16 protein-coding genes are annotated in these 18,773 nt (G+C 59.3%); 5 read left to right on the forward strand and 11 right to left on the reverse strand.

Annotated features, from left to right (window positions below; translation table 11 throughout):
* Positions 1 to 109 precede the first annotated feature (109 nt).
* Together sulA and ompA are read left to right on the forward strand one after the other, a co-directional pair.
* The gene (sulA, locus tag B2J69_RS01925) at positions 110 to 601 is read left to right on the forward strand and encodes an SOS-induced cell division inhibitor SulA (RefSeq protein ID WP_081135694.1); all 492 of its coding nucleotides are present in this window, start codon (positions 110 to 112) and stop codon (positions 599 to 601) included.
* Positions 602 to 953: 352 nt separating this feature from the next.
* On the forward strand, positions 954 to 2,021 hold the full coding sequence (ompA, locus tag B2J69_RS01930; protein WP_081135698.1) for a porin OmpA: 1,068 nt from the start codon (positions 954 to 956) through the stop codon (positions 2,019 to 2,021).
* Between the two features lie 72 nt (positions 2,022 to 2,093).
* On the opposite strand, the gene matP is transcribed toward ompA, so the two are convergent.
* The gene (matP, locus tag B2J69_RS01935) at positions 2,094 to 2,561 is read right to left on the reverse strand and encodes a macrodomain Ter protein MatP (protein ID WP_143806239.1); all 468 of its coding nucleotides are present in this window, start codon (positions 2,559 to 2,561) and stop codon (positions 2,094 to 2,096) included.
* A 53-nt stretch (positions 2,562 to 2,614) separates the two neighbouring features.
* Here matP and B2J69_RS01940 point away from each other — a divergent pair, with 53 nt between their 5' ends.
* Both B2J69_RS01940 and fabA read left to right on the forward strand, forming a co-directional pair.
* Positions 2,615 to 4,480 carry an AAA family ATPase gene (locus B2J69_RS01940; protein ID WP_081135708.1) on the forward strand — a complete coding sequence of 622 codons (1,866 nt, stop codon included), beginning with the start codon at positions 2,615 to 2,617 and terminating at the stop codon, positions 4,478 to 4,480.
* Positions 4,481 to 4,547: 67 nt separating this feature from the next.
* The gene (gene fabA / locus B2J69_RS01945) at positions 4,548 to 5,066 is read left to right on the forward strand and encodes a bifunctional 3-hydroxydecanoyl-ACP dehydratase/trans-2-decenoyl-ACP isomerase (RefSeq protein ID WP_081135713.1); all 519 of its coding nucleotides are present in this window, start codon (positions 4,548 to 4,550) and stop codon (positions 5,064 to 5,066) included.
* Between the two features lie 57 nt (positions 5,067 to 5,123).
* On the opposite strand, the gene rmf is transcribed toward fabA, so the two are convergent.
* The 6 genes from rmf to rlmKL all read right to left on the reverse strand — a co-directional run bounded on the left by rmf (position 5,124) and on the right by rlmKL (position 13,086).
* On the reverse strand, positions 5,124 to 5,291 hold the full coding sequence (gene rmf / locus B2J69_RS01950; RefSeq protein ID WP_072010433.1) for a ribosome modulation factor: 168 nt from the start codon (positions 5,289 to 5,291) through the stop codon (positions 5,124 to 5,126).
* Positions 5,292 to 5,570: 279 nt separating this feature from the next.
* A complete protein-coding gene (gene pqiC / locus B2J69_RS01955) occupies positions 5,571 to 6,137 on the reverse strand; it encodes a membrane integrity-associated transporter subunit PqiC (RefSeq protein WP_081135718.1) in 567 nt (188 codons plus the stop codon).
* The gene (gene pqiB / locus B2J69_RS01960; protein ID WP_081135723.1) at positions 6,134 to 7,777 is read right to left on the reverse strand and encodes an intermembrane transport protein PqiB; all 1,644 of its coding nucleotides are present in this window, start codon (positions 7,775 to 7,777) and stop codon (positions 6,134 to 6,136) included. The genes pqiC and pqiB overlap by 4 nt, the downstream gene beginning before the upstream one ends.
* Positions 7,764 to 9,032 carry a membrane integrity-associated transporter subunit PqiA gene (pqiA, locus tag B2J69_RS01965; protein WP_081135728.1) on the reverse strand — a complete coding sequence of 423 codons (1,269 nt, stop codon included), beginning with the start codon at positions 9,030 to 9,032 and terminating at the stop codon, positions 7,764 to 7,766. Before pqiA ends, pqiB begins: the two co-directional genes overlap by 14 nt.
* A gap of 16 nt (positions 9,033 to 9,048) precedes the next feature.
* On the reverse strand, positions 9,049 to 10,965 hold the full coding sequence (locus B2J69_RS01970) for an ABC transporter ATP-binding protein (RefSeq protein ID WP_081135731.1): 1,917 nt from the start codon (positions 10,963 to 10,965) through the stop codon (positions 9,049 to 9,051).
* A gap of 6 nt (positions 10,966 to 10,971) precedes the next feature.
* Positions 10,972 to 13,086, reverse strand: coding sequence for a bifunctional 23S rRNA (guanine(2069)-N(7))-methyltransferase RlmK/23S rRNA (guanine(2445)-N(2))-methyltransferase RlmL (gene rlmKL / locus B2J69_RS01975; RefSeq protein WP_081135735.1), 2,115 nt, complete (start codon positions 13,084 to 13,086; stop codon positions 10,972 to 10,974).
* A 178-nt stretch (positions 13,087 to 13,264) separates the two neighbouring features.
* On the opposite strand from rlmKL, the gene B2J69_RS01980 reads away from it, so the two are divergent.
* Complete coding sequence (locus B2J69_RS01980) at positions 13,265 to 14,374, forward strand: YcbX family protein (RefSeq protein WP_081135739.1); 1,110 nt, start codon at positions 13,265 to 13,267, stop codon at positions 14,372 to 14,374.
* A gap of 3 nt (positions 14,375 to 14,377) precedes the next feature.
* Here the strand turns inward: B2J69_RS01980 and B2J69_RS01985 are convergent, their stop codons facing one another.
* The 4 genes from B2J69_RS01985 to B2J69_RS02000 form a co-directional block, all read right to left on the reverse strand.
* A complete protein-coding gene (locus B2J69_RS01985) occupies positions 14,378 to 14,920 on the reverse strand; it encodes a cell division protein ZapC (RefSeq protein ID WP_081135743.1) in 543 nt (180 codons plus the stop codon).
* 153 nt (positions 14,921 to 15,073) lie between these two features.
* A complete protein-coding gene (gene pyrD, locus B2J69_RS01990) occupies positions 15,074 to 16,084 on the reverse strand; it encodes a quinone-dependent dihydroorotate dehydrogenase (protein ID WP_081135747.1) in 1,011 nt (336 codons plus the stop codon).
* 120 nt (positions 16,085 to 16,204) lie between these two features.
* A complete protein-coding gene (locus B2J69_RS01995; protein ID WP_081135752.1) occupies positions 16,205 to 17,212 on the reverse strand; it encodes a glycosyltransferase family 2 protein in 1,008 nt (335 codons plus the stop codon).
* On the reverse strand, positions 17,209 to 18,735 hold the full coding sequence (locus tag B2J69_RS02000) for a lipopolysaccharide biosynthesis protein (protein WP_081135756.1): 1,527 nt from the start codon (positions 18,733 to 18,735) through the stop codon (positions 17,209 to 17,211). The genes B2J69_RS01995 and B2J69_RS02000 overlap by 4 nt, the downstream gene beginning before the upstream one ends.
* Positions 18,736 to 18,773 lie beyond the last annotated feature (38 nt).

Below are 18,773 nucleotides of genomic sequence, written 5' to 3' on the forward strand. Positions count from 1 at the left end.
TGCCTGACCTTCTGCTGTTTTTGCGAGGCGTTTTCCAAATTTGAGGTTGATCTTTATCCACGAAGTCATTACTGTATATCCATACAGTCCATTGCTGAGTGGTTACCTTATGCGCACCCAACACTTTAAAAATGCAGGCTTTGCTCACCGTCACGTTTCTTCTTCTACGCCGTCGCAGCACAGCGGCTGGATCACAGAACTGCGCTACAGCGAACAACCGGGCATGATGCAGATGTTGTTGCTGCCGCTGCTGCAGCAGTTGAGCCAGGAGTCACGCTGGCAGCTCTGGCTGACGCCGGCGCATAAGCTTAACCGCGCCTGGCTGCAGCAGTCTGGCCTGCCGCTGGAGAAGAGCATGCACGTGGCGGATTCCGAGCGTTGTACCTCGGTGGAAGCGATGATTAAGGCTTTGCGTACAGGCAATTACAGCGTGGTGCTGGCATGGATCCCGTATGACCTGGACGAAGAAGAGCGTCGTGAATTAGAGCAGGCGGCGGCAGAAGGACAGGCGCTGGGACTGATTATGCGCACTAACGGCAACGCATCGGCTTCGCGTGGACCAGAGAAAGGACTAAAAATTCAGTCCGATTTGTTTCATTAAGTAAAATTAGGATTTTTCTCCGGTCTTTTTCCTTTTTTGTTTCGGCTAAACCACTGATTCTTTTCCTTCCAGCTTTGACAATGGCTTAGCTGCGTTTTGCTGAAAAACGCGGCGGCATTAAGGCCGGGTCAAATGTGAGAATATGTGTATAAAGCCCTGTTTTTTTGCAGCATCCCCTCACATCATACTTGTAAGTTTCCAATCTCGTTGTAGACTTTACCTCGCCAGGGTGCTCAATAATCTCCGTTTTTTATCGGTAGAGTCATAAGCGAGCGTATTAACCCGGCGAAGGATTACAACCAAGAGCAACCCTTATTGCTCATTGCCTATTTGGATGATAACGAGGCGCAAAATGAAAAAGACAGCTATCGCAATTGCAGTGGCACTGGCTGGCTTCGCTACCGTAGCGCAGGCCGCTCCGAAAGATGACACCTGGTACACCGGTGCTAAACTGGGCTGGTCTCAGTACCATGATACTGGTTACTACGGTAACGGTTATGGCAACAACAACGGCCCGACTCACGAATCTCAGCTTGGCGCTGGCGCATTCCTGGGTTACCAGGCTAACCCGTACCTGGGCTTCGAGCTGGGCTACGACTGGCTTGGCCGTATGCCGAACAAAGGCACCGTAAACAACGGCGCATTCAAAGCACAAGGCGTTCAGCTGGCTGCTAAACTGAGCTACCCGATCACCGACGAACTGGATGTCTACACTCGTCTGGGTGGTATGGTATGGCGTGCTGACGCAACGCAGAACAACGCAGTCAACGGCCGCATCAGCGACCACGACACCGGTGTTTCTCCGCTGGCAGCAGTGGGTGTTGAATACGCTCTGACTCAGAACTGGGCTACCCGTCTGGACTACCAGTGGGTTAACAACATCGGTGACGCGCAGACCGTTGGCGCACGTCCTGACAACGGCATGCTGAGCGTAGGCGTTTCATACCGCTTCGGTCAGGATGAAGTTGCACCGGTAGTTGCTCCGGCTCCGGCTCCGGCTCCAGTTGTTGAAACCAAGCGTTTCACCCTGAAGTCTGACGTGCTGTTCACCTTCAACAAATCTACCCTGAAGCCGGAAGGCCAGCAGGCTCTGGATCAGCTGTACAGCCAGTTGAGCTCAATGGATCCGAAAGACGGTTCAGTCGTGGTTCTGGGCTTCACCGACCGCATCGGTTCCGACCAGTACAACCAGAAACTGTCTGAGAAACGCGCTCAGTCCGTGGTTGACTACCTGGTTTCTAAAGGTATCCCGTCTAACAAGATCTCTGCACGTGGCATGGGCGAATCTAACCCAGTTACCGGCAACACCTGTGACAGCGTGAAAGGCCGTCAGGCTCTGATCGACTGCCTGGGTCCGGACCGTCGCGTAGAAATCGACGTGAAAGGTATCAAAGACGTTGTAACTCAGCCGCAGGCTTAAGTTCTGACGTAAGAAAAAACCCCGCAAAGCGGGGTTTTTTTATGGCTGCTGTTTACCAGTGACCGAGCCGGGCTACTCGCCGCTCGTGTCGGATTTGCCCAGAATTGCCTGCAGATCCTGCTTCAGGCTCGACATCTGCGTGGCATATTTCTCTTTACGCTCCGCATCTTCAATCAGCTGAACGATGGTTTCCGATAAGGTGCAGGCCCGCCGCTGCGCCAGTCCCGCCAGCCGTTGCCAGACCAGATACTCCAGGTCGATCGACTTCTTGCGCGTATGCTGATGCTCGGCATTGAAGTGACGCTTGCGACGCGCGCGAATCGTCTGCTTAAGCCGATTGTCCAGCTCCGGATGAATGTGTTGCGCGATCCAGTCCGCGACATCAACCGGACGATTCTCCATTGAAAGCAGTTCTTCAACGGCCGCCTGCGCAGCGCTCCGTTCCAGATGACGCGTGATCAGCTCACCTTCCCGGTGTTTTTTCACCAGGTATTTCCATTTCCATCCACTTTCAAGATTTTCGAGTTGTTGGTATTTCATCGGAATCTCATCGTGACCGCGTAACAAACCAAGAATAACAGCTTTTCTGCCGGATGCAGCAAGGAAAAGGCGTTGATTGTCTCAGGGTTATTCAGAACCATGCAGTGCTTAACAAGGGGCTTTCCTGTATAATCCCGCTTTTCTTTAACCAACCAAATGCGATTATTTTGACCAGCTCTCAACTTTCCTGGCAAGACCTGCAGCCGAATATTACCGAATACGCATCTGTTTTTTCCCGCATCGAGGAAGAAGAGACCGATAGCCTGGCGGCGGTACAACCGCGTTTGCTCAATGCGCTGGCCTATCTCGCCAGCCAGACCGACGGCTTTCCCCTTCTGCTGGTGTGCAGTCAGGAAAACAGCGATTATCTGGCGCTGATTGCGCGCCAGATGGCGCGTATTGCTGACCAACCCGCTGGCCTGTTCGGCGGACACTACCATCTCATCGCGGATAACGTCACCCTTCAGCCGCCCGGCGATGCCTCGCATCCTTTTACCGGCCGCGGCGAGGTCCATTTTGCCGAATGGATTGAGAACGACCAGCTGTTTGGCTGCGTGCGCCTGCATCGCGATCGTCTCCAGCTAGAGCCGGGCCTGATCCATCGTGCCAACGGCGGCACGCTGGTGCTGTCGCTGCGTACGCTGCAGGCGCAGCCGCTGCTCTGGCTGCGCCTGAAACGCGCGATCCAGCTGGGACGTCTTGAGTGGCAGTCGCCGGATGAACGCCATCCTCTGCCGGTTTCCATTCCGCCGCTGCCGCTCAGCCTGAAGCTGGTGCTGTGCGGCGATCGTGACGCGCTGGCGACGTTTCAGGAGAGCGATCCTGAACTGCATGAACTGGCGACCTATACCGAGTTCGAAGAGAACATGCAGGTGGTCGATGAAGAGGATATGCTCGCCTGGTGCCGCTGGGCGCAGGATGTCGCGCTGCAGGCGGGGCTGCCCGCGCCGCAGGCTGATTTCTGGCCGCCCCTGATCCGCGAAGCGGTGCGTTACACCGGCGACCAGGAAGTGCTGCCGCTCTGTCCGCGCTGGCTGTTGCGTCAGATGCGCGAAGCGGTGATGCAGGAAGCCACGCTGAGCGAAGCGGCGCTGACCAGCGCGCTTGAGGCGCGCACCTGGCGCGAGGCGTTCCTCGCCGAACGCATGCGTGACGAAATCCTGTTAAAACAGATCCTGATTGAAACCGAAGGCGAAGTCGTCGGTCAAATCAACGGCCTCTCCGTGGTGGAATTTCCCGGCCACCCGCGTCCCTGGGGCGAACCGTCGCGCATTACCTGCGTGGTTCACCCTGGCGACGGCGAATTTACCGACGTCGAACGTAAAGCGGAGCTGGGCGGCAATATCCACGCCAAAGGCATGATGATCATGCAGGCGTACCTGATCGCCGAGCTGGAGCTGGATCAGCAACTGCCCTTCTCGGCGTCGCTGGTGTTTGAGCAATCCTACTCAGAGGTGGACGGTGACAGCGCCTCGCTGGCCGAGCTGTGCGCCCTGATCAGCGCGCTGGCGAACCAGCCGATCAATCAGCAGATCGCCGTCACCGGTTCGGTCGATCAGTTTGGCAATGTGCAGCCAGTGGGCGGCCTGAACGAGAAGATTGAAGGTTTCTTCACTATCTGCAACGAACGTGAGCTGACTGGCCAGCAGGGCGTCATTATCCCGATGAGCAACGTGCGCCACCTGAGTCTGAGCCAGGAGGTGGTGGACGCCGTCGAACAGGGGCGCTTCCATATCTGGGCGATCGATCGCGCTGAGGAAGCCTTGCCGCTGCTGACCGGCGTCATCTGGCGCAGCGAAGAGGAGAACGCTGACGATCTGCTGCGCAGGATCCAGGATCGCATCGCTCAGCTGAATCAGCAGGAAGCGAGCCATCGTCCCTGGCCCCTTCGCTGGCTAAACTGGTTTAACCAGCGCTGATTAAATTGCCCGGCGTACAGCTGTTCGCTAAACTTCGTGCTCTACTAAAACAAGGCTTATTGAAAACATGGTTGATAAACGCGAATCCTATAGCAAAGAGGACCTGATTGCGTCAGGTCGCGGTGAACTGTTTGGCGAGAACGGACCGCCGCTTCCGTCAGGCAACATGTTGATGATGGACCGCGTGGTCAAAATGACCGAAGACGGCGGTAAATACGATAAAGGTTTCGTGGAAGCTGAACTGGATATCCATCCGGATTTATGGTTTTTCGCCTGCCACTTTATCGGCGATCCGGTGATGCCGGGCTGCCTCGGCCTTGACGCTATGTGGCAGCTGGTAGGCTTCTATCTGGGCTGGCTCGGCGGCGAAGGCAAAGGCCGCGCGCTGGGCGTTGGCGAGGTGAAATTCACCGGCCAGGTGCTGCCGACGGCGAAGAAAGTGACCTACCGCATTCACTTCAAACGCGTCATTAATCGTAAGCTGGTGATGGGCGTCGCCGATGGCGAAGTGTTTGTCGATGGCAACCTGATTTACTCTGCCAGCGATCTGAAAGTCGGTCTGTTCAAAGACGCCAGCGCTTTCTGATAGCGTAAATGAAAACCTCCGCCGCTGCGGAGGTTTCTTCCTTTTCCTGACGGTCGATTACACCGTAACCGCCCTGTCCTCCATGGCTTGTCGCCAACCTCCCAACCAGTGAGACTTAGCCTCAATCATCTGATACGGACACATCTCTTTTGAGCGTCCTGTAATACCGGCCTGGTAGCCACGTGCATGAGCGCGTTCAAGGCGGTCTCGTTTCTGTCTCTTCATACTCCGTATCCCTCATATCAGGTCTGTGGAATCTGGTGGAAAGAAATAGAGTGGCGAAATAGTGCCCAGCCACAGTTAAGTTCTACCTGCCCTGGCCGCAAAGGTCAATGCGCAAATTTCACGCCACTGTCACCGTTTTGCCGTCAAATCGCCATCAACGTCGCGCCATAAAAAGCGGCTGATGACCTTATCGCCTTGAGACGGCAATAAAAAAAAGCCCCTGGCGTTCGCTGCGTTTTGCTGCGGCCGCCAGGGGCTTGAGGACATCTTTAGCGCATTTTATTCTGTGGTTATCGCCGCGTTGGCAATCTGCTGCGCGGTTTGCTGCCAGCCGATAGCCAGGGTTCGCACCAGCGCGTCATAGCCATCTTCGTTCTGCGGCAGCGCCACATCGAACCCCTGCTTCACCACATGGCCATTATGCTGCAGCACCCATTCGCCGCTGACCACGGCGCGCCCGTCGTAGCGCCCCTGAAAACCGGTAACCGTTACGTTCAGGGTGTCATGCTTCTCGCCCAGCGGCGCGGCGGAGACCAGCCGCCCCGGCAGCGCTTTGCTCAGGTTGGCGACCAGCGTCTGCTGCAGCTGCTGATCGAGCGGGCTGGCCCACAGATTATTGGCGGCGATAACGTATTTAACGTCGCTGGTCTGATAAACCAGCCCGTTGCCCGCCAGATAATCGGGCACCGCCACCTGCTCCACCCACAGCGCCGGCGGCTGCGCCTCGCCGCCGGTGCGCACCTGCATCGCCGCCGGTTTCGACGGCAGCTGATAGTAAGTGTTATCAATGGTGCTGCTGCACGCGCCTAACAGCAGCGCGGCGCACAAAACGGCTCCTTTTCTCACTGTTTCGCCCTCTTTGGCTGGGGATCCTGACCCGGTTTGGCCTCAAAGACCAGCGCGTTGCTCTTGGTGTTGAGGGTTTTCAACACCGGCTGCAGTTCGCGCAGTACCTGATCGAGTCGCTGCATATCGCCCACCAGCTTAGTGTAAGCCGGAGAGCCCGGTTGCAGCCCTTTCATGCTGCGATTCAGTTCGCGCAGCGTTTGCTGCATATCTTCCGGCAGGGTTTTCATCGCCGGGCTGGCGGTGATCTGATTGAGGTTTTTCAGCGTGCCCTGCATTTCACGCAGCGTGCGCTGGCTCTCTTTCAGCGTGCCGGTCGCCTCGGTGACCACGTTGTTGAGCGGCAAGGCGTTGATCTTGTCGAGCGCCGCCACCAGTTTCTGCTGGATCTGGCTCAGGCCGCCGCTGGTGGTCGGAATGATCTCGTAGCCAGCCACTTTGTTGGGGCCTTTATAGGCCGGCACATTATCGTAGAAGTCGAGATCGATATAGAGTGAGCCGGAGAGCAGGTTGCCGGTTTTCAGCGAGGCGCGCAGGCCGCGTTTTTTACCGTCCTGCAGATGCTGCTCCAGATTAAAGTCCTGACCCAGTCGGGCGATAAAGCGATCCGGCTCGATGCGGATCAGCACCGGCACGCGATAGTCGTTATTCAACGCCTGATTGACGCTTTCGGTCATAAACGGCACCTGCGAGACGGTTCCCAGACGAATGCCGCGGAACTCCACCGGCGCGCCAACCTGCAGGCCGCGAATCGAGTCGGTGAAGAACATCAGGAAATCGACGTGATTGGTGTAGAGCGAATCCTGAATGCTGCGCTGATCGTCGAACAGATGATAGTCGGCGTGGTTCGCCGCCGCCTGGCCTAAATCCCAGCCGTCCGGCACGTCGAAGCTGACGCCACCGCTGAACAGCGTGGTCAGCGATCCCATCTCGACACGCATGCCCGAGGCGGACATATCCACCGCGATGCCGCTGTCTTTCCAGAAGCGAACGTTGGTAGTCACTAGCCGATCGTAAGGCGCGGCGATAAACAGCTGATAGGTCATCATGCGCTTGTCGGTATCGAAGGTGCTGGTTTCCACGCTGCCGACGCGGTAGCCGCGGAACAGCACCGGATCGCCGGCGTTCAGCTGCCCCGCTTTTTTGCTGTCGAGCGTAATGCGGATGCCTTTCGCGTCAGGCGGTGCCAGCGGCGGCGCGTCCAGCAGCTGATACTGCTCTTTCGGCTCCGCTTTGGTGCCCGGCTGCAGTTCGATATAGTTGCCGGAAAGCAGCGTGTTGAGGCCAGTGACCCCTTCGCGGCCGATCTGCGGCTTCACCACCCAGAACACGCTGTCGCCGTGCAGCAGCTTTTCCATGCCGGAATTGAGCCGCGCGGTGATCTCCACGTGGTGCAGATCGTCGGTCAGCTCCGCTTTTTCCACCACGCCGACATCGACGCTGCGGCTTTTAATGGTGGTTTTACCCGCTTCGATACCTTCCGCGTTTTCCGTAAACAGGGTCACTTCCGGCCCGAGATGGCTAAAGTGATAAAACAGGATCCATCCGCCGATCAACAGCGTCACGATGGGGACAATCCAGACCGGCGACCAGCGTTTTATCTGGTCCACTTTGGCATGGCCGTGGTTACTTTCCGTCAAGGCGCGGCTCCTTCGTAGTGTGTTCCCGTAGGCGATCCCAGGTCAGGCGCGGGTCAAAGGTCATGGCGGCGATCATGGTCAGGATCACCACCAGCGCGAATAGCAGCGCGCCCGTCGCGGGATAAACATTCATCAGTTGCCCCATGCGCACCAGCGCAGAGAGCACGGCAATAACAAACACGTCGATCATCGACCAGCGGCCAACGAATTCGACCACTTCATACACCAGGTGCATCCTTTCGCTGTCGCGGTGGCCGCGTCCGCTGGCGTTCCAGCAGAGCCAGCCAATCGCCAGCATTTTTAGCGACGGCACCATGATGCTGGCGATAAAGATCACCAGCGCCACCGGATAGGATCCGTCGCTCCAGAGCAGGATCACGCCCGCCATAATGTTAGACGGATACGGTGTGCCGAGGGTTTCGGTCACCATAATCGGCAGCACATTGGCGGGGATGTAGATCATCAGCGAGGTAAAGAGCAGCGCCAGCGTCCATTGTAGACTGTGTTTGCGGCGCGGCGCGGCGATAACGCCGCAGCGCGGGCAGTCGGGCTGCTGCGCAGGCAGAATGGCGGTGCAGCAGGGACAGGAGCGCAGATTCTGCTGCAGCCCGCTGACGCCCTTTTCCGGCGCATGGGGCAGCGACGGCATCGGCGCGATCTGGTTCCACAGCCAGCGGCGATCCACACACTGGAACGCGCGCAGCTGCAGCAGGCAGAACAGACACCAGGGCCAGAAGCTGGTCTCCAGACCGATATCGCCATAGGCCATCAGCTTGACGAAGCTGACCAGCACGGCGGCCATAAAGATCTCCGCCATGCCCCAGCTGCGCAGCTGAAACAGCGTGCGCGCCAGCCCCAGACGCAGGCTGGCTGGCATCCTGATGCGGTTGACCAGCAGAATAATGGTCAGCATGCAGAGGCCGGGGATCGCCTGCACAAACACCAGAAACAGCGTGGCGAGACTGCTGTAGTCCTCCGACACCATCACTTTCGGGATCTGCAGCAGCGATATCTGGCTGCTGAGACCCGCGACCTTCATGGTGATAAAGGGAAACAGGTTCGCCAGCAGCAGCATAAACAGCGCCGCCAGCGCATAGCCGGTCGGACGCCTGCGCGGCTCGGGCCAGTTGGTGGTCAGCACCGAGTGGCAGCGCGGGCAGGACGCACGGCTGCCCTGCGGCACATCGGGCAGTTTTACCATTAAATCGCACTGTGGACAGAGCATCCACGCCTGACTTTCAGCGGCTGAACACATCCCGACTCCCTTTTCTTTATGCGCCGTTTTTCAGCGCTTCCAGCTCTTCCCAGCGGGCGAAGGCCGTTTCCAGCTCCTGCTCCGTCTGCGCCAGCGCATCCAGCACCGGCTGGGTCTGGTCGTGCGGCTGGCTGAAGAAATCGGGATGGCTCATTTTCGCCTGCAGCTCGCCGATGCGCGCCTCCAGCGACTCCAGCTTCTGCGGCAGCTGCTCCAGCTCGCGCGTCAGGTTGTAGCTGAGCTTAGCGCCGCCGCGTTTGCCGGCCTCGTTTTTCTCTGCGGCCGGTTTCGCCGCGGCAGCAGGCTTGCTCGCCTGGGCGCTCTTCTGCTGTTTATAGGCCGCGCGCTGCTGCTGCGCGTCGTGATAGCCGCCGACAAAGCTGCCGATTTCGCCGTTGCCTTCGAAGATCCAGCACTCGGTCACGGTATTGTCGACGAACTGACGGTCATGGCTTACCAGCAGCACCGTGCCCTGATAGCCGTCGATCAGCTCTTCCAGCAGCTCCAGGGTTTCGACGTCGAGATCGTTGGTCGGTTCATCGAGGATCATCAGGTTGCTGGGACGCAGGAAAAGACGCGCCAGCAGCAGACGGTTGCGCTCGCCGCCGGAGAGGGCGCGCACCGGCGTCATGGCGCGTTTCGGATGAAACAGGAAGTCCTGCAGGTAGCCCAGCACGTGGCGCGGCTTGCCGTTGACCATCACCTCCTGCTTGCCTTCGGCGAGGTTATCCATCACGGTGCGGTCGGGATCCAGCTCGGCGCGATGCTGGTCGAAGTAGGCGACCTCCAGCTTGGTGCCGCTGTGCACGCGGCCGCTGTCGGCTTTCAGCTGCTGCAGCATCAGGCGCAGCAGCGTGGTTTTGCCGCAGCCGTTCGGGCCGATCAGGCCAATTTTGTCGCCGCGCTGCACCTGTGCGGAGAAGTCCTGCACCAGCGTCTTGCCGTCCACGCCATAGTTGACGTGCTCCAGTTCGAAGACGATTTTGCCGGAGCGCGACGCCTCGCCCACCTGCATATTCGCTTTGCCCATCACCTCGCGGCGCTCGGAGCGTTCGCGGCGCAGCGCTTTCAGCGCGCGCACGCGGCCTTCGTTACGGGTGCGGCGCGCCTTGATGCCCTGACGGATCCACACCTCTTCCTGCGCCAGCTTGCGGTCGAACTCGGCGTTCTGCATCTCTTCGACGCGCAGCGCCTCCTCTTTCCCCTCCAGGTAGAGGTCGTAGTTGCCCGGCCAGGAGACCAGCTTGCCGCGATCGAGGTCGACGATGCGCGTCGCCATATTGCGGATAAACGAACGGTCATGGGAGATAAAGACGATGCTGCCGGTAAAGGTCTTCAGGAAGGTTTCCAGCCAGTCGATGGTTTCGATATCGAGGTGGTTGGTTGGTTCGTCGAGCAGCAGCACGCGCGGATTGCTGACCAGCGCGCGGCCCAGCGCCGCTTTACGCAGCCAGCCGCCCGACAGCGACGACAACTCGGTATCGGGCTGCAGGCCGATCTGCTGTAGTACGTCGTTGATGCGGCTTTCCAGCTGCCACAGGTTGTGGTGATCGAGAATGGTCTGCAAACGCCCCATCTCGTTGAGGTTTTTCTCGCTGGGATCGAGCATCACCGCATGGGAGATGGCGTGGTAGGCCTTGAGGTGCTCGGCCTGCTCTTCCACCCCTTCCGCCACGAAGTCATACACCGAGCCGGTAATATTGCGCGGCGGATCCTGCTGCAGACGCGCCACCACCAGATCCTGCTCAAAGATGATGCGGCCATCGTCCAGCGGCTGCTCGCCGTTGATGATCTTCATCAGGGTCGACTTGCCGGCGCCGTTACGGCCGACCAGACAGACGCGTTCGTTCTCTTCGATATGCAGCTCGGTGTTGTCGAGCAGCGGCGCGTCGCTGAAGGAGAGGTAGGCGCCGTGAATACTGATTAATGACATCTGAACTTATTCCTTACCGGCGTGGGTGATCAGCCAGCAGTTGTGAATTTGACGGTTACGGGCAAAATCCTGCGACAGGGTTTTCTGGGTAATGTCCTGCGCCTTGAGGCCCAGCGACGCCAGCCCCTCAAGATCCATTTTGAAGCCGCGTTTGTTGTTGGAGAACATCACGGTGCCGCCTGCGCGCAGCAGGCGTTTCAGGTTGCGCATCAGCATAATGTGATCGCGCTGCACGTCGAAGTCCTCTTCCATGCGTTTAGAGTTAGAGAAAGTCGGCGGATCGATAAAGATCAGATCGAACGTTTCGTTACTTTCGCGCAGCCAGCCCAGGCAGTCGGCCTGCATCAGACGATGCTGGCGGCCAGTCAGCCCGTTCAGGCGCAGGTTGCGCTCCGCCCACTCCAGGTAGGTGCGCGACATGTCGACCGTGGTGGTGCTGCGCGCGCCGCCCAGCCCGGCGTGCACGCTGGCGCTGCCGGTGTAGGCGAAGAGGTTGAGGAAATCTTTATCCTTGCTCATTTTGCCGAGCATCTGGCGCGCGATGCGGTGATCGAGGAACAGCCCGGTGTCCAGGTAGTCCGTCAGGTTGACCAGCAGACGCGCGTTAAATTCCTGCACCTCAAAGAAGTCGCCCTTCTCGCCGAGCTTCTGATACTGGCTCTTGCCTTTCTGCCGCTCGCGCGTTTTCAGCACCAGGCGGTTAGCGGGCAGCTCCAGCACGCTAAGCGTGGCGCCGATAACGTCGAACAGGCGCTGACGCGCTTTAGCGGCGTCGATGGTTTTCGGCGGCGCATATTCCTGCACCACTACCCATTCGCCGTAGCGATCGACGGCGACGTTATACTCCGGCAGATCGGCGTCATAGAGGCGATAGCAGGCGATGCCCTCCTGGCGCGCCCACTTCTCCAGTTTCTTCAGGTTTTTTCGCAGGCGGTTTGCGTAGTCTTCGGCGATCTGACCGCCGTTTTCGCTGCTGTTTTCCGCCAGCTGGTAGTTTTTCTGCACGCACTCAATCGGGCCGTTTTTCGCCTTGAACTGGCGCTCCGCGCGCAGCTGCAGGCAGCTCAGCAGCTCTGGCGAACCGCTGAACAGCGACAGCGTCCAGCCGCCAAAGTGCTGTTTCATAATGCGGCCGAGCTGGCTGTGCAAAGCAATCAGCGCCGGTTCGCTCTCCAGACGCTCGCCGTAGGGCGGGTTGCTCAGCACGGTGCCGCGCTGCTCGCCCGGCAGCGGATTTTTCAGCTGCAGCACATCCTGACGCGCGAAGGTAAAGAGATCGGCGACGCCGGCGCGGCGCGCATTGGCCTGCGCCCACTCCAGCACGCGGCCGTCGCTGTCGTAGCCGAAGAAGCGCGCCTGTGCAGCGGCGGTGCCGGCGCGCGCGCGCTGCTGCGCCTCGCCTTTCACCTCGCGCCACAGCGCATCGTTGTGCTGACGCCAGTGGGTAAAGCCCCAGCGCCCGCGCAGCAGGCCCGGCGCGCGATCGCAGGCGATCAGCGCCGCCTCGATCAGCAGCGTGCCGGATCCGCACATCGGATCGAGCAGCGGCGTGGTCGGCTGCCAGCCGGAGCGCATCACGATCGCCGCCGCCAGGTTCTCTTTCAGCGGCGCCTGACCGGTCTGCTGGCGATAGCCGCGCTGATGCAGCGCGTCGCCGCTCAGATCCAGCGCGATGCTGACGCGATCTTTATTCAGCCAGACGTTGATGCGGATATCCGGCTGCTCGCGATCCACATTGGGACGCGGCAGATTCTGGCGGGTAAAGGCATCGACAATCGCGTCTTTCACCCTTAACGCGCCAAACTGGCTGTTGCGGATCGAGTCGTTGGTGCCGCTAAAGTGCACCACAAAGGTGTGCTGGCTGCCGAACAGTTCGGTCCAGTCGATGCTCTGCGCGCCGATATAGAGATCGAGATCGCTGTAAACGTTAAATTCGCCGAGCGGCAGCAAAATGCGCGACGCCAGACGGCTCCACAGCAAACTCTGGTACATCGTGCGGTCATCGGCTTCAAAGTGAACGCCTCCCTGTACCACCTGCAGTTCCTGCGCGCCCAGCGCGTCCAGCTCACTTTTCAACAGCTCTTCGAGCCCACGCGCCGTACTGGCAAAGAGAGAATTCATATCGTCACTATTACTCTTGAGAAAATTGCTGCGCATTATACCCTAAATCAGCGCCATTGTTGGAAAGCCGCGCGCCTGTCGCAGCAACCCGATCAATCACAAGGGGATAGCGTCCTGACGCCAGCTATCATAAAGTTAGCTTCTTTTGTCGCGCCCGCCCGTTTCTCTGGAGATTCTTATGCTTACGCTGTCCCGTCTGTTTATCCATCCGGTCAAATCGATGCGCGGTTTGCACCTCTCTCACGCGCAGGTGCTGGAGAGCGGGCTGGCATTCGACCGCATATTTATGGTGACAGAGCTGGACGGCACCTTTATTACCGCGCGTCAGTATCCAGAGATGGTGCGCTTTACCCCGGCGCTGCTGACTGATGGCCTGTTTCTGCAGGCGCCCGACGGCAGCCAGGCGATGATCCGCTTCAGCGATTTCGCCGCGCAGGAGCAGCCGACCGAAGTGTGGGGCAACCACTTCACCGCGCGTATCGCACCCGACGCCGTTAATCACTGGCTGAGCACCTTTTTCCCCCGCCCGGTGCAGCTGCGCTGGGTCGGCCCGCAGCCGTCACGTCGGGTGAAACGCTTTACCGACGTGCCGCTGGGGTTCGCCGACGGCTACCCTTTTCTGCTGATCAATAACGCCTCGCTGCAGGATCTGCAGCAGCGCTGCCCGGCCAGCGTTCGCGCCGAGCAGTTTCGCGCCAACCTGATCGTCAGCGGCGCGCCCGCCTGGGATGAGGACAGCTGGGCGACAGTGCAGATCGGCGGCGTGATATTCGACGTGCCGAAGCCGTGCAGCCGCTGCGTCTTTACCACCGTCGGCACCGAAAGCGGCCGCAAACATCCCGACGGCGAGCCGCTCAGCACCCTGCAGAGGTTCCGCAGCGCGCAGGATGGCAGCGGCGATATCGACTTCGGCCTGAATCTTATTGCCCGCAGCAGCGGCATCGTGCGCGTCGGCGATGAGGTGCAGGTGCTGGCGCGCCATACGCCGCGCGCCTATGGGCCAGGCGCGGTAGTGGAGACCCTCAAGCCGCAGCAGCAAACGACGGCGACGGTGGCGATTGCGTATCAGGGGCAGCAGTTTCAGGGCGACAACCAGCAGGTGCTGCTGGAGCAGCTGGAGATGCAGGGGTTTAAGATCCCCTACTCCTGCCGCGCGGGGTTGTGCGGCAGCTGTAAAGTGACGCTGGTGTCAGGCGACGTCAGGCCGCTGAAGAAGAGCGCTATTCGCGGCGACGGCACGATTTTGAGCTGCAGCTGTATTCCGGACGGGGATATCGAACTGGCGTAACCGTCAGACCGCGTAGGCGAAGCGCGGCGCGCTGTCGGCGTGGTGCGGCACCAGGCGGTCGTTCATGATTTTAATGGCGTCGCCCAGTACCATCTGTTTGCCCGCCAGCGTCAGCGAAGGCTGGGCCAGCAGGCAGAGCGTGGCGTTGCCGCCGCTCTCGACCGCCAGCAGTCGCGCCTGCTCGCCGTTCTCCGCCAGCGTCACCTCGACCATATCCCCCGCTTCAGGCTGCAGCACGCAGGTCCAGGCGGTGAAGTGCCAGCTTTTCGGCATCAGCGGCTTGAGAAAGCGGCTGGCCACCAGTGCATTGAGCGTCAGCTCGGCGCGCTGATTGACGCTTAGCGCGCACTGCCGGCAGCGTTCTTCGAAGGTGTAGTAGAGCGCGGCGTCGTCAACGCTGAAGCCGCTCTGGCTGAACGCGTCGGGCGTCAACATTTTGCGGGGAAAACGAGAGCGGAAAAGCATACCGTCAGCCAGATCGAGCATCATGCGGTCATGGTCGGCGTCAAAATACCAGCGCCAGTTATCGTCAGGTTTGATTTTCATAATTTGCCTCGTCATTAACCGCCGCGTTTCTCTGCACAGACTCAGCGAAGCCCTGTTTATGGGTAAAAAGCTGAAAATACGCACAACAGGGAAAAAATATAAACGAGCCGAAGTCAGAAATAAACCCCCCGGCGTCGTTTTATTAGAAATGTCTTAGAGATGGGTCACGATATCTTTTATTAATCCCGGCCCTTTATAAATAAAGCCGGAGTAAATCTGCACCAGCGAGGCGCCTGCAGCCATTTTTTCCCGCGCCGCGGTTAATGAATCGATGCCGCCGACGCCGATAATCGGCAGCGCGCCGTCTAGCTCCTGCGCCAGCCGCTTGATCACCGCCGTGCTGCGCGACTGCACCGGACGACCGCTGAGGCCGCCGCTTTCGGTGCCATATTTCAGGCCGTTGACCAGCGAGCGATCCAGCGTGGTGTTGGTGGCGATCACGCCATCGATATTATGACGCACTAAACTGTCGGCAATTTGTATTAATTCTTCTTCAGAAAGATCCGGCGCAATTTTTACCGCCACCGGAACATATTTCAGATGCTGCTGCTCCAGCGCTTTCTGTTTCGCTTTAATCGACGCCAGAAGATCGTCCAGCGCCTCGCCATATTGCAGCGAGCGCAGGCCCGGCGTATTGGGCGAGGAGATATTTATCGCGATATAACCGGCGTGGGCGTACACCTTTTCCATGCAGATCAGGTAATCCTCTTTGCCGTTTTCCACCGCCGTGTCTTTATTCTTGCCGATATTAATGCCGAGAACGCCGTTGAAGCGCGCCTTTTTGACATTCTCAACCAGGTGGTCGACGCCGAGGTTGTTGAAGCCCATGCGGTTGATAATGCCCTCCGCCTCCACCAGCCGGAACATGCGCGGCTTGTCGTTGCCCGCCTGGGCGCGCGGCGTGACGGTGCCGACCTCTACAAAGCCGAAGCCCATAGCGCCGAAGGCGTCGATGCACTCTGCATTCTTATCCAGTCCGGCCGCCAGCCCCAGCGCGTTGTCAAAGCGTAACCCCATGCAGGTGACCGGACGAGAAGGCAGTCGCTGACGGATCAGCGCCTCCAGCGGCGTGCCGCTGATAAAACGCAGCTGCTGAAAAGTGAGTTCGTGGGCGCGCTCGGGATCGAGCTTAAACAATGCGGGTCGGACGATTGGATAAAGCATGCACTCTCCTGGAGATCGGAAGCGATGAATTGTCAGGGTGCACAGGAAAATGTGCGCCAGAATGGTAAAGGCCTCTGGCGCAAAAGTAAATTATTGACGGGACGAGATTATTGATCGCGATCAGCGCTTGCTGGCATAGCGCGCCAGTCGACGGCACGCCTGCAGGCCGCTATAGAGCGTCGGATAGTACCAGAGCAGTTTGAGACGCTTACTTTCGCCCGTCACCTTGCGCACCAGCTGATCGATGGTGGGATGCCAGTCGGCGGGCACCGCAATATTGTTTTTGCGGATCTCAATCAGGCAGCCGTACATCACCGGCTGATAGTAGATATCCAGCAGCTTCTCTTCCGGCGGCAGACCCTGCTCGCGCAGGAAGCTTTCGCTGCTGCGCCGCGCGATATAGTAGTTCTCTACCCAGGAGAAGGTCGCCTTGCTCTGCGACAGCGAGGTGGGCATAAAGCGCTTGTTGTAGTAGCTCTTGCGGGTAAAGCCGATCTGTCGCGCCGACATATAGAGCGCGAACATATAGGGCGCATCTTCGTGGTTCTGGATCGGCAGAAACTGCACGCCGGTACGCGCGATCAGATCGCGTGAAAGGATGCTGCTCCACAGCGTGCGATGGGCCGAACGGTGCGGGATCATGCTGCGCAGCGTCTCAGCGCCGCCGGGCAGGACGGCGTCGACGTGGCGCTGATGGAACAGGTCATACTGACGCTCGGCGACCGGCTTATCGGTAAACATGCGCGCGCCGAAGCAGAACATCTCCATCTCGGGATGCTGCGCCAGGGTGCGGCGGAAGTCGGCGAAGAGATCTTTTTCGACGAAATCGTCGGCGTCCATAAAGTAGATAAAGTCGCCGTGGGCAATCTCCAGCCCTTTGGTGCGCGCCGCACTGACGCCGCCGCGTTCGCCGCGCAGCAGCGTCAGCTGCGGATGGCGGGCGGCCAGCGCCTCCAGTAAGGCGACGCTGTCGTCGGTCGAGCCGTCGTCAATGACGATCACCTGCTCCGGCGGAGAGGACTGGCCCAGCAGCGAGTCGATCGCTTCCGGCAGCCAGGGCGCGCAGTTCCAGTTAGGCACGATGACGGTGATCGTCGCGGCGCGGCTGTCAGGGTTCCTTGTGCTCATTCTCTTTCCTCAACGTTGAAGCCTCTGTTGCGCGCGGGCAGCAGGCGTTTGATCACCAGGCTGTGCAGCAAGCAGCACACCGCGAGGTTCACCAGGCCAATCAGCCCCAGCCACAGCAGGTTAAGCCAGCGGTTCTGGTTCCACTCAATAGGCAGGAAGCTGCAGAGCCAGGCGATCAGCGCCGCCACCGCCCAGATCAGCAGCACGTCGCGCGTCAGCCAGGTAAAGTGGATGCCCGGCGCAAAGCGGCGGTGCACCAGCCACGCCCAGCCCGCCAGATAGAAGACGTTCTGCCCCAGCCAGAGCCAGCCGGTGCCCTGCGCGCCATAGTGGATCGCCGCCCAGATATTCAGCGGCACCAGGATTACGGCGAAGCAGGAGAAGCCTTTCAGGTGCAGCTTAAGGTTGCCGTTAACGTACTGCAGGTGGTAAAGCAGACCGCAAATTGCCTGCACCCCGCTGCCGAGCGCATAGAGGCTCAGCACGAAAGACATATCGGTGACCACCTGCGCGTTCTGCGTCCAGGCCCACAGCAGCGGCGTGGCGAACATGGCGATGGTGATGCTGAGCGGCGCCATAAAGATCGCCACCGCCTGCGTGGTGTAGCGATAAAGCGTCAGAGACTCGGCGTCGCCCTCTTTGCGCGTTTTGATGCCGGTCATGCGCGGCACGATCGCCTGCATAATCGGACTGCTGAGCAGAATAATGCCGGTCGCGGCGGTGGCGACCACGGTAAAGGAGCCGTAGGCGCTCAGCGGCAGCGTTTTCGACAGCACCAGACGGTCGATTTGCGAGATAAAGGTCCAGATGGCGCTGGCAAAGGCGGCGCTCAGGGCGAAGCGAATAAAGGGCTTTAAGACCGTCTTTAAATTCTCGTGCTTCTGTTTACGCGCGGCGGCGGGCACCAGCTGGTAAGATTTGGCGATCAAACAGACCGCCTCGGCAATCGACACCGCCAGCTGCCAGATAAAGAAGCTCAGCACCGGATTGGAAAAGAGCTGGATCACCAGCACCGCGCCAAAGGTGCGCAGCGTCACGATGACCAGGTTGACGCCGTTGAGCCACACCTGATGCTCAAAGCCGACAATCACGCTGCGATAGGGGCTGGTGCGCCAGCGGATCGCCGCCGTGATCACCATAATGGCGACGGCAAGGGTGACATCCGCCGAAGGCAGATGGCGCGCGTCCAGCCAGTTATGGGCGATCCACGGGGTCGCCAGCCAGCCGATCACCACCAGAATCAGCGTGGAGATCAGGAAGAACTTCGACAGGGCGGAAAAGAGCGCCGGGAACCAGATAAACTCCGCCTGGTTGGCGCGGTAACGCGCCGCTTCGCGCATCAGCGTGGTGGATACGCCGGCGTCGAGCAGCTGAAGCCAGGTTAACAGAATCGAGAAAAACCCTACCAGCCCGTAAGCTTCCATCCCTAAATGTTGAATATAAAGCGGTACGACCAGAATGCCTGACAGCGTCAGGTAAATCTGACCGACATAATTGGCGATCGCGTTACGTTTTATTGACATATGTATGATTGTATCTGGGCAATTTTCTCGGAGGTCAC

Origin of the sequence: Pantoea latae (genome assembly GCF_002077695.1) — a bacterium.
Classification (GTDB): Bacteria; Pseudomonadota; Gammaproteobacteria; order Enterobacterales; family Enterobacteriaceae; genus Pantoea; species Pantoea latae.

Excerpts from the sequence above, each read along its gene's own strand:
- B2J69_RS01995 (WP_081135752.1), bottom strand. The coding sequence starts at position 17,212 with ATGAGCACAAGGAACCCTGACAGCCGCGCCGCGACGATCACCGTCATC.
- sulA (WP_081135694.1), top strand. The coding sequence starts at position 110 with ATGCGCACCCAACACTTTAAAAATGCAGGCTTTGCTCACCGTCACGTT.
- fabA (WP_081135713.1), top strand. The coding sequence starts at position 4,548 with ATGGTTGATAAACGCGAATCCTATAGCAAAGAGGACCTGATTGCGTCA.
- rmf (WP_072010433.1), bottom strand. The coding sequence starts at position 5,291 with ATGAAGAGACAGAAACGAGACCGCCTTGAACGCGCTCATGCACGTGGC.
- pyrD (WP_081135747.1), bottom strand. The coding sequence starts at position 16,084 with ATGCTTTATCCAATCGTCCGACCCGCATTGTTTAAGCTCGATCCCGAG.
- ompA (WP_081135698.1), top strand. The coding sequence starts at position 954 with ATGAAAAAGACAGCTATCGCAATTGCAGTGGCACTGGCTGGCTTCGCT.
- matP (WP_143806239.1), bottom strand. The coding sequence starts at position 2,561 with ATGAAATACCAACAACTCGAAAATCTTGAAAGTGGATGGAAATGGAAA.
- rlmKL (WP_081135735.1), bottom strand. The coding sequence starts at position 13,086 with ATGAATTCTCTCTTTGCCAGTACGGCGCGTGGGCTCGAAGAGCTGTTG.
- B2J69_RS01970 (WP_081135731.1), bottom strand. The coding sequence starts at position 10,965 with ATGTCATTAATCAGTATTCACGGCGCCTACCTCTCCTTCAGCGACGCG.
- B2J69_RS02000 (WP_081135756.1), bottom strand. The coding sequence starts at position 18,735 with ATGTCAATAAAACGTAACGCGATCGCCAATTATGTCGGTCAGATTTAC.
- B2J69_RS01985 (WP_081135743.1), bottom strand. The coding sequence starts at position 14,920 with ATGAAAATCAAACCTGACGATAACTGGCGCTGGTATTTTGACGCCGAC.
- B2J69_RS01940 (WP_081135708.1), top strand. The coding sequence starts at position 2,615 with ATGCAGCAAGGAAAAGGCGTTGATTGTCTCAGGGTTATTCAGAACCAT.
- pqiA (WP_081135728.1), bottom strand. The coding sequence starts at position 9,032 with ATGTGTTCAGCCGCTGAAAGTCAGGCGTGGATGCTCTGTCCACAGTGC.
- B2J69_RS01980 (WP_081135739.1), top strand. The coding sequence starts at position 13,265 with ATGCTTACGCTGTCCCGTCTGTTTATCCATCCGGTCAAATCGATGCGC.